The organism is Tardiphaga robiniae (genome assembly GCF_013359755.1).
GTDB lineage: Bacteria > Pseudomonadota > Alphaproteobacteria > Rhizobiales > Xanthobacteraceae > Tardiphaga > Tardiphaga robiniae.
Window position 1 is genome coordinate 392,238 of record NZ_JABMCJ010000093.1, and the last position, 12,839, is coordinate 405,076.

The following is a 12,839-nucleotide window of genomic DNA, read 5'->3' on the forward strand; positions in this document are numbered from 1 at the left end:
TCCTCATCCTGAGGAGCCGCACTTTGGCGGTGTCTCGAAGGATGCGTGTTCGGCGCTGACTTCGCAGCCATCCTTCGAGACGCAGCGCCATCGGCGCTGCTCCTCAGGATGAGGACGGAGCGAAAGCGCCTACGCCGCCTTCTTGCTCTCCGCGAGCCCCGCCAGCGCGCGCAGGATTTCTGTTGCGCCTTCGAGACGTTCTTCCGGCGTTCCCCAATCCTGCAAGAACACCACCTTCATGTCCGGGCGCACCTTCGCGGCCTGGCCATACTGCTTGATGAAGAATACCAGCCTGTCCGGCTGCGCGAACGAGTTGTCGCGGAACGAGATGACAACGCCCTTCGGACCGGCATCGACCTTCTCGACATTGGCGCGGCGGCAATAAGCCTTGATGGCAGCGATCTTGAACAGATAACGGACCTCGTCCGGCAGCACGCCGAAACGGTCGCGCAGTTCGGCGGCGAAGGCAGCGATCTCGTCATCGGTCTCGAGATCAGCGAGCCGACGATAGAGCGACAGACGGACCGCAAGATCGGCGACGAAGTCGTCGGGGATCATCACCGGCATGCCGAGCGTGATCGTCGGCGACCACCTGTCGGCGATCGGCTCGGAGATGCCTGACTTGAGCGCGAGGATCGCCTCTTCCAGCATCGACTGGTAGAGCTCGAAGCCGACTTCCTTGATATGACCGGACTGCTCTTCGCCGAGCAGATTGCCGGCGCCGCGGATATCCAGATCGTGCGAGGCGAGCTGGAAGCCGGCGCCTAGGTTCTCCAGCGACTGCAGCACTTTCAAACGGCGCTCCGCCTGCCCGGTGATCTTGTGGGTCGACGGCAGCGTGAACAGGGCATAGGCGCGCAGCTTGGAGCGACCGACACGGCCACGCAGCTGATAGAGCTGCGCGAGACCGAACATGTCGGCGCGGTGGATGATCAGCGTGTTGGCGTTGGGAATATCGAGGCCTGATTCCACGATCGTGGTGGACAGCAGGATGTCGTATTTGCCGTCATAGAAGGCCGACATAATGTCCTCGATGACCGTCGGCGCCATCTGGCCATGAGCCACGGCGACCTTCATCTCCGGCACGTGCTTGTCGAGGAAGTCCTTCACCTCGGCGAGGTCGTCGATCCGCGGCACCACATAGAATGCCTGCCCGCCGCGATAGCGCTCACGCAGCAGCGCCTCGCGGATCATCAAGGGATCATGCGGCGCCACGAAAGTGCGCACGGCGAGACGATCGACCGGTGCCGAAGCGATGATCGACAGATCGCGCACGCCGGTGAGTGCGAGTTGCAGCGTGCGCGGGATCGGCGTCGCGGACAGCGTCAGCACATGGACATTGGCGCGGAGCTGCTTCAGCCGCTCCTTATGCGTCACGCCAAAGTGCTGCTCCTCGTCGACCACGACGAGACCGAGGTCCTTGAACTTGATCGACTTGCCGAGCAGCGCATGGGTGCCGACGACGATGTCGATGGAGCCGTCCGCAAGGCCTTTCTTGGTCGCCGTCAGTTCTTTCGGCGCGACCAGCCTTGAGGCCTGCGCGACATTCACCGGAAAGCCCTTGAAGCGCTCCGTGAAGTTCTTGGCGTGCTGGCGCGCCAGCAGCGTGGTCGGCACCACGATGGCGACCTGCTTGCCTTCCATGGCGACGGCGAAGGTGGCGCGCATGGCCACTTCCGTTTTGCCGAAGCCGACATCGCCGCAGATCAGGCGATCCATGGGCTTGCCATGTTCGAGATCGTGCAGCGCGGCGTTGATCGCGGTCTGCTGGTCCTCGGTTTCCTCATAGGGAAAGCGCGCGCAGAACTCGTCATACTGCTCGCGCGGTACGACGATCCGCTCGGTCTCGCGCAGATGCCGTTCGGCCGCGATCTTGATGAGTTCGCCGGCAATTTCCTGGATGCGGTTCTTGAGCTTGGCCTTGCGTGCCTGCCAGCCGGAACCGCCGAGCTTGTCGAGTTCGACATTGGCCGCGTCGGAGCCATAGCGCGACAGCAGTTCGATATTCTCGACCGGCAGAAACAGTTTGGTCTCGTTGGCGTAGCGCAGCTCGAGACAGTCATGCGGCGCGCCGCCGACCTGCAGCGTCTGCAGCCCGACGAAACGGCCGATGCCGTGCTCCACATGGACCACGATGTCGCCGGCCGCGAGGCTCGTCACTTCCGAGATGAAGTTGTCGAGCTTGCGGCTCGCCTTGCGCGGCCGCACCAGACGGTCGCCGAGGATGTCCTGTTCGCTGATGACCGCGATCTGGTCGGTCTCGAAACCGGATTCCATCCCGACCACGGCCAGCATGGTCTCGTTGCGCGGCGTCGCCTGCACCACGCGCCAGGAATTCACCATCTGCTGGTTCAGCAGCTTGTGATCCTTCAACATGCTCGCCATGCGGTCGCGCGAGCCCTCGCTCCACAGCGCGACGACGACCTTCTTGCGCTCTGCTTGCAGCGCCTGAATATGCGCGACCACGCGCTCGAACACATTCACATTGGCGTCGGCGCGTTCCGGCGCGAAGTTGCGGCCTGCCCGTGCGCCCGCGTCGACCACGCCCGGCGTGCCGTCCGGCACGGCGAACGGCGACAACCGCGCCATTGCGAGATCTTCCAGCCGTTTGTGCCACTCGCCGTCGGTCAGATAGAGCCGGTCCGGCGGCAGCGGCTTGTAGATCGCACCGCCGCCCGGCGTGCCCATGACCTCGCGGCGCGCCTCGTAATAATCGCCGATCTGCTTGAAGCGTTCGGTCGCTGCATCTTCGCCCTGCGGCTCGATGGCAACCGGCGTGCCCGGCAGGTAGTCGAACAGCGTGTCCATCCGGTCCTGGAACAGCGGCAGCCAGTGCTCCATGCCGGGATGACGGCGGCCTTCGCTGACCGCTTCATAAAGCTGGTCGTCGCGCTCCGGCGCGCCGAATTGCGCGACATAGCCCATGCGGAAGCGGCGGATGGTTTCGGTGATGAGCTGGAATTCCGACACCGGCACCAGATCCAGCGCGCGCATATCCATCAGCGTGCGTTGCGTCTCGGCATCGAAGGCCCGGATCGATTCCAGACTGTCGCCGAAGAAGTCGAACCGCACGGGCTGGTCGAGGCCCGCCGGAAACAGATCGAGGATGCCGCCGCGCACGGCATATTCGCCGGGCTCCCGCACGGTGCCGGAGCGGGTGTAGCCGTTGTGTTCGAGCCAGGCGACGATGGAGTCCATCGGCACCACATGGCCGGGCGCGACCGACAGCGCCTGCGCCGCGACGATCTCGCGGGCCGGCACGCGCTGGACGACGGCGTTGACCGTCGTCAGCACGATCATCGGCTTGTCGCTGCCGGTGAGGCGCGACAGCCGCGCCAGCGTGGTCATGCGATGCGCGAGAATGCCGCCATGGGGCGAGACCCGGTCGTAAGGCTGGCAGTCCCAGGCCGGGAATTGCAGCACCGGCAAATCCGGCGCGAAGAATTCCAGCGAGCGCGCGAGCTGCTGCATGCGCGGCCCGTCACGGCAGATCACCGTGAGGCTCACCGCCGGCGGCTTCGGCTTGGCCGCAACCGCGCGTGCCAGATCGGCAACGATCAGGCCTTCGGCACCCTCGGCGACATTGGCAAAGGTCAGCGCACGGCCGGGCGCAAGCTGCGCGGCCGGCGAGGCAACGGGGGATTTCATAGAGGCTTGTCCAGATTCCGGAACAGCTTGATGCGCTCGAACAGCGGCGTGCGGTACTGCTCGTCCAATTGGGTATCACCGACAAACGCCGGATAAAGCTCGGGGTCTTCGAGGCCGATCAGGTCTTCGAGCTGCTTGAGTTCGAGGTCCGCCAGAATGCCGATCTCGGCATCCGCAAAGCGGCCCAGAATGAGATCCATCTCGCGCGTGCCGCGGTGCCAGCAGCGGAACAGCAGCCGCTTGCGGCGGTCATCCAGGCCGTTGCTCGATCGTGTCGTTCCCGTCATCTGTCCATCCCGCCCAAAGCCCGCAAACGCAGAAAGCCCGGACGTGCCGGGCAGGCTCATATAGCCTTCGCTTCCGCCCCTGTCAGCACCTCATAACGCATTGCTTTCGCCTTGAAATGCATCCAAGTCTCGCAAATACCGTAGCTCTCTCGCCGTGCTGGCCACCTGAGTCGTCCTGATGCGCCCTGAAGTGCTCAATCCCCTGTTCGTCCCGGTCACCAGCATGTCGGGCATCGGGCCGAAGCAGGACAAGCTGCTGCGCTTCCTGCTGGACCGCGCCGAGACGCCGCGCATCGTTGATCTGCTGCTGCATCTGCCGGTGAGCGTGATCGACCGCCGCGACAGGCCGAAGATCAACGAGGCCGAGATCGGCGCCATGGTGACCCTCGAAGTCACCGTCGATCGCCATCGCGAGCCGCCGCCCGGCCGCTCCCGCGCGCCGCATCTGGTCTATGCCCACGACGACACCGGCACGGTGATCCTGACCTATTTCCGGACGTATCCGGGCCAGATCGAGAAGCTGCTGCCGGTCGGCGAGAAGCGCTACGTCTCCGGCACAACGCAGCTGTTCGATGGCATGCTGCAGATCACCCATCCCGACCGCGTGGTAGACGAGGAAGGCTTCGCCAAACTCACCGGCATCGACGCGGTCTATCCGCTGACCCAGGGCCTCGCCATCACCTCGCTGCGCAAGGCCATCGCGCAGGCGCTGACCAAGCTGCCGGCGCTGCCGGAATGGATCAGCCCGGAAGTGATCCGGCGCTGCAAGTTCCCATCGCTGGCGGAGGCGTTGCAGCGCGTCCATGTGCCGGTCGAGATCACCGATGTCCTTCCGGAAGGGCCGTTCTGGTCGCGTCTCGCTTTCGACGAACTGCTTGCGGGGCAACTGGCGCTGGCGCTGGTGCGCGCGCAACTCCGTCGTCCTGCCGGCGATCGCAATGCTGGCGATGGCCACATCCGCCGCAAGATCATCGACGCCCTGCCCTATGCGCTGACGCAATCGCAGCAGCAGGCGACCGCGGCCATTGCCGATGATCTCACCAAACCGCTGCGCATGCTCCGGTTGCTGCAGGGTGACGTCGGCTCGGGCAAAACCGTCGTGGCGCTGCTTGCCGCTGCGGCCGCCGCCGAGGTCGGCAAGCAGACAGCCTTGATGGCGCCGACGGAAATTCTTGCGCGCCAGCACATCAAGACCATCACGCCGCTGGCGGAGCATGCAGGCCTGCGCGTTGCCATCCTGACGGGCCGCGAGAAAGGCCGCGAGCGCAAGGATATCCTGGCGCGGCTTGCCGCCGGCGAGATCGATTTTATCGTCGGCACGCATGCGCTCATTCAAGACGATGTGGAGTTCAAGGCACTCGCGCTGGCTGTCGTCGACGAGCAGCACCGCTTCGGCGTTCGCGAACGTCTCACGCTCACCAACAAGGGCAGCGCGGTCGATGTGCTGGTGCTGTCGGCGACGCCGATCCCGCGCACGCTGGTGCTGACTTACTTTGGCGACATGGACATCTCGGAACTTCGCGAAAAGCCCGCCGGACGCCAGCCGATCGAGACCCGCACCATGTCGGCGAGCCGGCTGCAGGAAGTCATCGACGGCATCGGCCGCGCGGTGGACAACGGCAAGCTGATCTACTGGATCGTGCCGCTGGTGGAAGAGTCCGAGATGGACGGCCCGAAACTCACCAATGCGGAAGAGCGCTTTGAAAGCCTGCAGCAGCGGTTCGGCGACAAGGTTGGAATCGTGCATGGCCGGATGAAAGGCGCCGAAAAGGATGCGGCGATGGCCCGCTTCGCCGCCGGCGAGACCCAGATACTCGTCGCCACCACGGTGGTCGAAGTCGGTGTCGACGTACCCGCCGCCACCATCATGGTAATCGAGAATGCCGAGCGTTTCGGTCTCGCGCAGTTGCATCAGCTCCGCGGCCGTATCGGGCGCGGCTCCGAGGCGTCCACATGCCTCCTGCTCTATCGCGAACCGCTCGGCGAGATCGCCACCAAGCGCCTCAAGGTCATCAAAGACTCCACTGACGGTTTTCGCATTGCCGAGGAAGACCTCAAGCTGCGCGGCGAAGGCGACGTATTGGGAACGCGTCAGAGCGGCATGCCCGGCTTCCGCATCGCGCGGTCGGAGGTTCATGCACAGCTGATCACGCAGGCGCGCGACGAAGCGCTGCGGATCCTGCAGGACAATCCGAAACTCACGGGCGAGCGCGGCGAGGCGCTGCGCTGCCTGCTGTATCTCTATGAGCGCGACGAAGCGATCCCGCTGATCGGTGCAGGATAGTCGCTCCGATCAGCTTCGTAACGTTGACGCAATGTTCCCCACCTAGGTTCGACGCTTGGCTTGAGGCGAAAGGGTAGTTGTGTGCGCGTGCTTCTCGTCGAGGATGAACCGGAAATGGCAGCGGCGCTCGCGGCCGCGCTCAAGGGCCACGATATGGTGGTCGACCGCGTGGCGACGATCGGCATGGCCGAGGAGGCTCTGCTCACCAACAGCTATGGAGCCATCCTGCTCGATCGCCAGTTGCCCGACGGCGACGGGCTCACGCTGATACCCAAATTAAGAGCGAGTGGCGTGCAGGCGCCCATCATCGTGTTGACGGCGCGGGGCGACCTCGCCGATCGCGTGGCCGGGTTGGATACCGGCGCCGACGACTATCTCGGCAAGCCATTTGCAATCGAGGAACTGTTGGCGCGGCTGCGCGCCGTGCTGCGCCGGCCAAGCGATATGCCGGCCGAAGTCCTCCAACTCGGTCGCCTCGCCTACAGTGCCGAGCACCGCCAGGCGAGCGTCGCCGGTGTCGCCCTCACCTTGCCGCGTCGTGAGTTGCTGGTGCTCGAAACGCTGCTGCGGCGCTCCGGCCGAACCGTCCCGCGGTCCGCGCTCGAAGAAGCGGTCTACGGCTTCGACGACGAAATCCAGTCCAACGCCCTCGACACCCATGTCTCGCGCCTTCGCCGCAAACTGGCCGATGCCAGCGCGGATGTAGAAATTCACGCCATTCGTGGCATCGGCTACCTGATCAAGCGCACACCATGAACCGAATTCGCGGCAAGTCATTGCGATGGTTGTTGGTCAGCCGACTCGTCGGCCTGCAGGCGTTGATGCTGACCGGACTGGTCTTGACCATCGTGGGTGTGTTGTGGGGCGGCGGCTATATCGTCTCACTGGAGCCCGAAGACGAGACCATCAATGTGATCGAAAACGCCATCGCGCGTGACCAGGCCGGCGCCATGATCCTGCGCGACACGCCCGCGCTGGCGCGGCAGCGCGCCAGGATGCCCGAGCTGTGGTTTCTCGTCAGGGACAAGGACGGCCATCGTGTCTCGCAAGGCAATGTACCGCCCGAATTCGCGCGCATGGGCGATGCGCTCGATGACGTCGGCCAGGCCCGTCTCGGCTGGAATATCGGCGATGCCCCGCGCGCAACGGCACGCATGCGCTGGGTCGGCAGCGCCGCAGGCCGCGTTCAAATTCTCACCGGCTCCGGAGGCACCGTGCCCTGGCACCGCGTCGCCGCCGCCATCGCAACGCTGTTTCTCAGCGTGGTACTGCCGATTCTCGCCGTGATGGCCCTGACGACTCTCGTTGCCACGCCCATCGTGGTCAGACGCGCGCTGCTCGGTCTCGGCCACGCGGCAGCGCAGGCCAAACGGATCGACACCGACAAACGCGGCGCGCGCCTCACGCTGGACCAGGTGCCCAACGAAATCGTTCCGCTGGTCGTGGCCATCAACGACGCGCTGCGCCGCCTCGACGACGGCTTCGATCGTCGCCAGCGGTTCCTGGTCGATGCCGCCCATGAATTGCGGACGCCGATTGCGATCCTGCAAACCCGGATCGAGTCGACCGAACCCGGACCGCACACGGCACGTTTGCTCGAGGATGTCCGCCGTCTGTCGACGCTCGCCGAACAGCTGCTGGACACCGAACGGTTGAAGCAGTCCGCCGCGCCGCAGTCGGATATCGACCTCGTCGAGATCGCACAGCATGTGACGTCGGATCTCGCGCCGCTGGCCATCGCAGCAGGATACGAGATCGCATTCGAGAGCAGTGTGAAACAGGCCCCCCTGTCAGGGGATCAGGGAGCACTGGAACGCGCCCTCGCGAACCTGATCCACAATGCGATCGAGTACGGTGGACGTCGCGGAAAGATAGTCGTCAGCGTCACCGCGTCTTCGGTCTCGGTGACCGATGAAGGCCCCGGCATCCCGCTGAACGATCGAGAACGCGTCTTCGAGCCGTTCTACCGGCTCAATAGCGGCTCGCGCGGCGCCGGCCTCGGACTCAATCTGGTTCGCGAGATCGTTCGGCTCCATGACGGCATGATCGATATTCAGGACGGCCCGAACGGTGGCACGCGCGTCACCATGGCCTTCGGCAGGCGGCATGCCCAACGCTAGCAGCGATGCACGTTGAATATCGCCGCCGCTTTATTGCAGCGTCAAAGACATCACGTCATGTTCTCTCAATCTCCACTGCACATACCCATGACACTGCCGACGACCGTCGGTGTCGATGCATTTGCAATGGATAGTTCACATGACTGCAAACGGCCTCCTGCTCTTCTTCCGATCGCTCGCATCTGCCCCCCGAACCGTCGGGGCAATTGCGCCGTCGGGGTCTGCCCTCGCCAATATGATCACCCGCGATATCAACGGCGCGACCGGCAAGGTGCTCGAACTCGGCCCCGGCACCGGCGTCTTTACGAAAGCTCTGCTGAAGCAAGGTGTGAAGGAAGGCGATTTGACGCTCATCGAATATGGCTCCGACTTCATGCGCCTGCTGCAGCAGCGATTTCCGCGTGCGCGCGTGCTGTGGATGGACGCTTCATGGATCGCGCCGCAAAAGGTGTTCGAACCCGCGACGTTCGGCGCCGTCGTCAGCGGACTTCCGTTGCTGAACATGACACAAAACAAGGTCGATGCGATCCTGGCCGGTGTTTTCAACAGCCTCCGCTCCGATGGCGTAATGTATCAGTTCACCTACGGCGTCCGCTGTCCGATCAGTCATCTGCAACTCCAGCAATTCGGCCTCGAGGCGTCCTGTGTCGGTCGCGTGCTGATGAACGTTCCGCCGGCCTCGGTCTATCGCATCACGCGGCGCCAGTCCGCCGTCCGGGTGGCAAAATGAGCGCGATGGCCACAGAACTATCCGATCTTCTGATTAACTGCGTCCACATCGGCCCAATCGGAATCATCGGGCTTGGCATCGCCGAGAAGCTGTTTCCGTTCGTGCCGTCTTACGTCGCATTCGTGGTCATCGGCATCGTCGTCGCTGCAAAGCAGAGCGATCTCGCTTCAGCCATCCTGGCGCTCGCGATCGGCTCGACGGCCGGTTCGCTGTGCTGGTATGGCGCTGGCCTGATCCTGGGAGAACGGCGCAGCGCGACATTCGTGAGACGCTTCGGTCCCTATATCGGACTGACCTCTGCGCGCTACCAGCGCGCAGCGGGTGCATTTCAACGAAACCTGTTCGTGATCCTCGCGGTCGGCCAGACGCTGCCCGTGATCCGGGTCTATATGGCGATCCCCGCAGGGGTGCTAGCCGTGTCCCTTCCGCAATTTCTGCTGGGAACGTTTATCGGCAGCCTCGCATGGAGCGGACCGCTACTGGGGCTCGGCTTCTGGATCGGGGACACCAGTTCGGACCCGGCATCTGCGGCGCTGATCGTCGTGGCGATATTGATCGCGCTGGAAGCACTGATCGTATGGGGCTGGCGCCGCTTCAACCGGCGCACATCACGACGCCGTCCGGCAGCCAGCTAGAACTATGTCATGGCCAAAACGGCCGTCCGAAGCGGGCCGCACTGAGCCCGGAATCTCGATCCAAGCTCGTCATTCCGGGGCGCGGCCGGCACTTGCCGGTCGCGAACCCGGAATCCCGGAGTGTCTGGCTCTACGGTGACTCCCATGTCGGGATTCCGGGTTCGGTTCCGTCGCCTTCGGCGCCGCTCCCGCCCCGGAATGACGGGGGTGGGGCGGCAAGACAGCGCCTAAACATTTTTTCCTATTCTCCGTTGACAGCATCCCTATCAGGTTTATATTCCCCTCCGTCCTGCCCCACCGAGAGGGGCGATCGCGATCGTCACGTTCGCGGGGTGGGATGCGGTGGACGCCGGAGATGCGGCGTTACGCGGTTTGGGGGTGACGTCTGTCTTCGGGCAGGACGGATCTGCGCCAGCACTGCCACTGGCAAGGACACGGCCGACCTTGAGATGGAAAGAGCCCTGGACAGTGTGACGGACGACCAAGTCAAAACGCGTTCGGCCAAGTGCTTTGCGGCTACCCTGTCCCTCCGCCCTGGGACATTAATTTTGGTGATGGGACCGTTCGCCATGGCAGATGTGCAGGCAACCGAAAAAACACCGCAGGCGGAACGCTGGGCACTCGCTCGGCGCCTCCGAAAGTCCTGATGCACACTAGATTGCGGAAGACCGCATCGCATCAGGCCCAAGGGTGCAACGGGCACCCGGCGTTCCGCACGCCCTCTCACAGGAGGGTGGGAATGCAAGCGACGACGGCGCCCCCGCGCCGCAAACAATGGGGGCGATGACGCATGTCTGAAGGGTAGTGGCTGTTTGACATTCACATCTGCAACGGCGCGCAGGCGTTTGTGGAATCCCTCCCCCCGCGCGAAGCGAAGCTTCGCTAGGCGGGCAGGGTCGGCCGAAGGAGGCGATGCGCAGCATCGACGAAGTGGAGGCCGGGGTGGGGGTGCCACGAGCGACGCCCTCACGTGGGGCACCCCACCCGTCACGTTTGTTCGCTTCGCTCTCAAACGCGCCACCCTCCCCGCTGCGCGCGGCTTCGCCGCGCTTGAGGGAGGGAGAAGAAAGAGCCCTACTGCACGCTCAGCGCCACAAAGCGCAGCTCGCCTTCGGCATTCGACACCAGCAGCAGCACCGACTTCTTGCCGTCCTTCTTCAAGGCATCGACGCGCTTCTTGACGTCGGCGGCGTTGGTGACCGCTTCCTGCGCGACCTCGACGATGACGTCGCCGGCGGCCAGGCGCTTCTCGGCGGCGTCGGAGCCGGCATCGACGCCGGTCACGATGACGCCCTTCACGCTGTCCTTGATCTTGTACTTGGTGCGCAGATCCTTGCTGAGACCGGTGAGGTCGAGGCCCAGCGCCTTCTGCGTCGCCGGCTTCTCGGCTTCCGGCGTGGCCTTGATCGAGGCCTGCACCGGCTTGTCATCCTCGAGACGGCCGAGGGTGACCTGCTTGGTCTCTTCCTTGCCCTTGCGAATGATCAGCACATTGACGGCCTTGCCGACGGCGGTGCCGGCAACGATGCGCGACAGGTCCTTCGGCTCCTTGACATCACGGCCGTCGAACTTGATCACCACATCGCCGGGCTCGAGGCCGGCAGGCTTGGCCGGGCCCTTGTCGTCGACGCCGGCAATCAGCGCGCCGCGCGCCGGCTTGATGTTCAGGCTCTCGGCGATCTCGTCGGTGACCGGCTGGATGCGCACGCCGAGCCAGCCGCGGCGGACTTCCTTGTATTCGCGCAGCTGCTCGATGACGCCGACCACGGTCTTCGACGGCACGGCGAAGCCGAGGCCGATGGAGCCGCCGGTGGGCGAGATGATCAGCGTGTTCACGCCAACCACTTCGCCCTCGAGGTTGAACAGCGGGCCGCCCGAATTACCGCGATTGATCGAGGCGTCGGTCTGGATGTAGCTGTCATAGGGGCTGTTGTTGCTGATCTCGCGGTTACGCGCCGAGACGATGCCCGCAGTGACGCTGCCGCCGAGCGAGAATGGATTGCCGATCGCGATCACCCACTCGCCAAGCCGCAGCTTCTCGCTATCGCCGAACTTGACGGCGACCACCGGCTTTACCGGGGTGAACTTCAGCACCGCCAGATCGGTCTTCTTGTCGACGCCGACCAACTCGGCCTTGATCTTGGTGCCGTCATTCATGATGACGGTGATCTCGTCGGCACCATCGATGACATGGTTGTTCGTGACCACGACGCCCGACGTGTCGATGATGAAACCGGAGCCGAGCGAATTGGTCTTGCGCGGCTGCAGCCCGCCATTCTTGTCGCCGCCAGGGCGCCCGCCCCGGTTCTTGAAGAAGTCGTCGAAGAACTCCTCGAACGGCGAGCCTGGCGGCAGTTGCGGCATTGCCCCGCGGCCACCGCCCTCCCCCTTGTCGCTGTTCTTCGCCTCGACAGTCGAGGTGGTCGAGATATTGACCACGGAATCGATCACCTTCTCGGCAACGTCGGCGATGCCATCCGGTCCGCGGGCCGAGGCCGGCGCGGAAAACGTGGCGACCGCGGCGCCAAAACAAAGCGCCGTCAGCAGCGGACGCAGGCCGCTATACGGTGCACGGCGCGAAACGGAGCTCAGAGAGGAATGAGCGATGGACATGTCGGAAACGTCTCCAAAAGAGAGTCGGCAAATTTGGCTGAGAGTGCGCCCGAACGGCGACATCGCGCAAGCCTTCGCGCGGGCCATCCGGCTGGCCCATCTGGGACGTGGATTGCGGCGGAATGCGGACGTAAACGTGCACGATCGCGTTGATCGGGAAGAGCTTTTTCGGACGCCCGGAGAGATTATGAGCCGCCGCTAGCGCCGGATCGCCCAGATCAGGATCAGGCCGCCGACGGCCGAGACCAGACCGGCAATGCGCAGGATGTTGTCAGGGCTTTGCAGCGCGCTCTTCATCGCGCGGCGCATCCATCCGGGAAATGCCAGGAACAGGATGCCTTCGAATACGAACAGGATTCCGATGCCGATGAGGAAGTCGGCAAACGCTATGGACCTCATCCGACTTCAACTCCCGAACGTTCGCACCCTGGCCGCAGTTTCTTGGCAGTTTTCTTGGCGCTTTTCTGAAAACAAATGAGGCGCGCCACGATGGCGCGCCTCATCCTTTAGATCAGAGTGGCA

Annotated in this window: 10 protein-coding genes; 6 read left to right on the forward strand and 4 right to left on the reverse strand. The window is 64.1% G+C overall.

Annotated elements, in window-relative coordinates:
- Positions 1-129 precede the first annotated feature (129 nt).
- Positions 130-3,648: a transcription-repair coupling factor gene (gene mfd / locus HP556_RS26110; RefSeq protein ID WP_120289830.1), complete on the reverse strand. Its 3,519-nt coding sequence runs from the start codon at positions 3,646-3,648 to the stop codon at positions 130-132.
- Complete coding sequence (locus HP556_RS26115; protein WP_089264393.1) at positions 3,645-3,935, reverse strand: FAD assembly factor SdhE; 291 nt, start codon at positions 3,933-3,935, stop codon at positions 3,645-3,647. The genes mfd and HP556_RS26115 overlap by 4 nt, the downstream gene beginning before the upstream one ends.
- A gap of 178 nt (positions 3,936-4,113) precedes the next feature.
- On the opposite strand from HP556_RS26115, the gene recG reads away from it, so the two are divergent.
- From recG to HP556_RS26140, 5 genes are all read left to right on the forward strand, one after another.
- On the forward strand, positions 4,114-6,219 hold the full coding sequence (recG, locus tag HP556_RS26120; protein ID WP_175369107.1) for an ATP-dependent DNA helicase RecG: 2,106 nt from the start codon (positions 4,114-4,116) through the stop codon (positions 6,217-6,219).
- An 81-nt stretch (positions 6,220-6,300) separates the two neighbouring features.
- On the forward strand, positions 6,301-6,975 hold the full coding sequence (locus HP556_RS26125) for a response regulator transcription factor (RefSeq protein ID WP_089264395.1): 675 nt from the start codon (positions 6,301-6,303) through the stop codon (positions 6,973-6,975).
- A complete protein-coding gene (locus tag HP556_RS26130; RefSeq protein ID WP_175369108.1) occupies positions 6,972-8,339 on the forward strand; it encodes a sensor histidine kinase in 1,368 nt (455 codons plus the stop codon). The genes HP556_RS26125 and HP556_RS26130 overlap by 4 nt, the downstream gene beginning before the upstream one ends.
- A gap of 139 nt (positions 8,340-8,478) precedes the next feature.
- Positions 8,479-9,069, forward strand: a complete 591-nt coding sequence (locus HP556_RS26135) for a class I SAM-dependent methyltransferase (RefSeq protein ID WP_175369109.1) — start codon at positions 8,479-8,481, stop codon at positions 9,067-9,069.
- Positions 9,066-9,704: a DedA family protein gene (locus tag HP556_RS26140; RefSeq protein ID WP_175369110.1), complete on the forward strand. Its 639-nt coding sequence runs from the start codon at positions 9,066-9,068 to the stop codon at positions 9,702-9,704. The genes HP556_RS26135 and HP556_RS26140 overlap by 4 nt, the downstream gene beginning before the upstream one ends.
- Before the next feature lie 1,074 nt (positions 9,705-10,778).
- Here HP556_RS26140 and HP556_RS26145 read toward each other — a convergent pair.
- Positions 10,779-12,317 carry a Do family serine endopeptidase gene (locus HP556_RS26145; protein ID WP_175369111.1) on the reverse strand — a complete coding sequence of 513 codons (1,539 nt, stop codon included), beginning with the start codon at positions 12,315-12,317 and terminating at the stop codon, positions 10,779-10,781.
- Here HP556_RS26145 and HP556_RS30125 point away from each other — a divergent pair.
- Positions 12,310-12,519 carry a hypothetical protein gene (locus HP556_RS30125; protein WP_210269323.1) on the forward strand — a complete coding sequence of 70 codons (210 nt, stop codon included), beginning with the start codon at positions 12,310-12,312 and terminating at the stop codon, positions 12,517-12,519. The genes HP556_RS26145 and HP556_RS30125 overlap by 8 nt on opposite strands.
- Here HP556_RS30125 and HP556_RS26150 read toward each other — a convergent pair.
- Positions 12,516-12,716 carry a DUF2065 domain-containing protein gene (locus HP556_RS26150; protein ID WP_068734021.1) on the reverse strand — a complete coding sequence of 67 codons (201 nt, stop codon included), beginning with the start codon at positions 12,714-12,716 and terminating at the stop codon, positions 12,516-12,518. The genes HP556_RS30125 and HP556_RS26150 overlap by 4 nt on opposite strands.
- Positions 12,717-12,839: the final 123 nt, after the last annotated feature.

Coding starts and splice junctions, on each gene's coding strand:
- HP556_RS30125 (WP_210269323.1), top strand. CDS start 12,310: ATGGACATGTCGGAAACGTCTCCAAAAGAGAGTCGGCAAATTTGGCTG.
- HP556_RS26140 (WP_175369110.1), top strand. CDS start 9,066: ATGAGCGCGATGGCCACAGAACTATCCGATCTTCTGATTAACTGCGTC.
- recG (WP_175369107.1), top strand. CDS start 4,114: ATGCGCCCTGAAGTGCTCAATCCCCTGTTCGTCCCGGTCACCAGCATG.
- HP556_RS26135 (WP_175369109.1), top strand. CDS start 8,479: ATGACTGCAAACGGCCTCCTGCTCTTCTTCCGATCGCTCGCATCTGCC.
- HP556_RS26150 (WP_068734021.1), bottom strand. CDS start 12,716: ATGAGGTCCATAGCGTTTGCCGACTTCCTCATCGGCATCGGAATCCTG.
- mfd (WP_120289830.1), bottom strand. CDS start 3,648: ATGAAATCCCCCGTTGCCTCGCCGGCCGCGCAGCTTGCGCCCGGCCGT.
- HP556_RS26145 (WP_175369111.1), bottom strand. CDS start 12,317: ATGTCCATCGCTCATTCCTCTCTGAGCTCCGTTTCGCGCCGTGCACCG.
- HP556_RS26115 (WP_089264393.1), bottom strand. CDS start 3,935: ATGACGGGAACGACACGATCGAGCAACGGCCTGGATGACCGCCGCAAG.
- HP556_RS26130 (WP_175369108.1), top strand. CDS start 6,972: ATGAACCGAATTCGCGGCAAGTCATTGCGATGGTTGTTGGTCAGCCGA.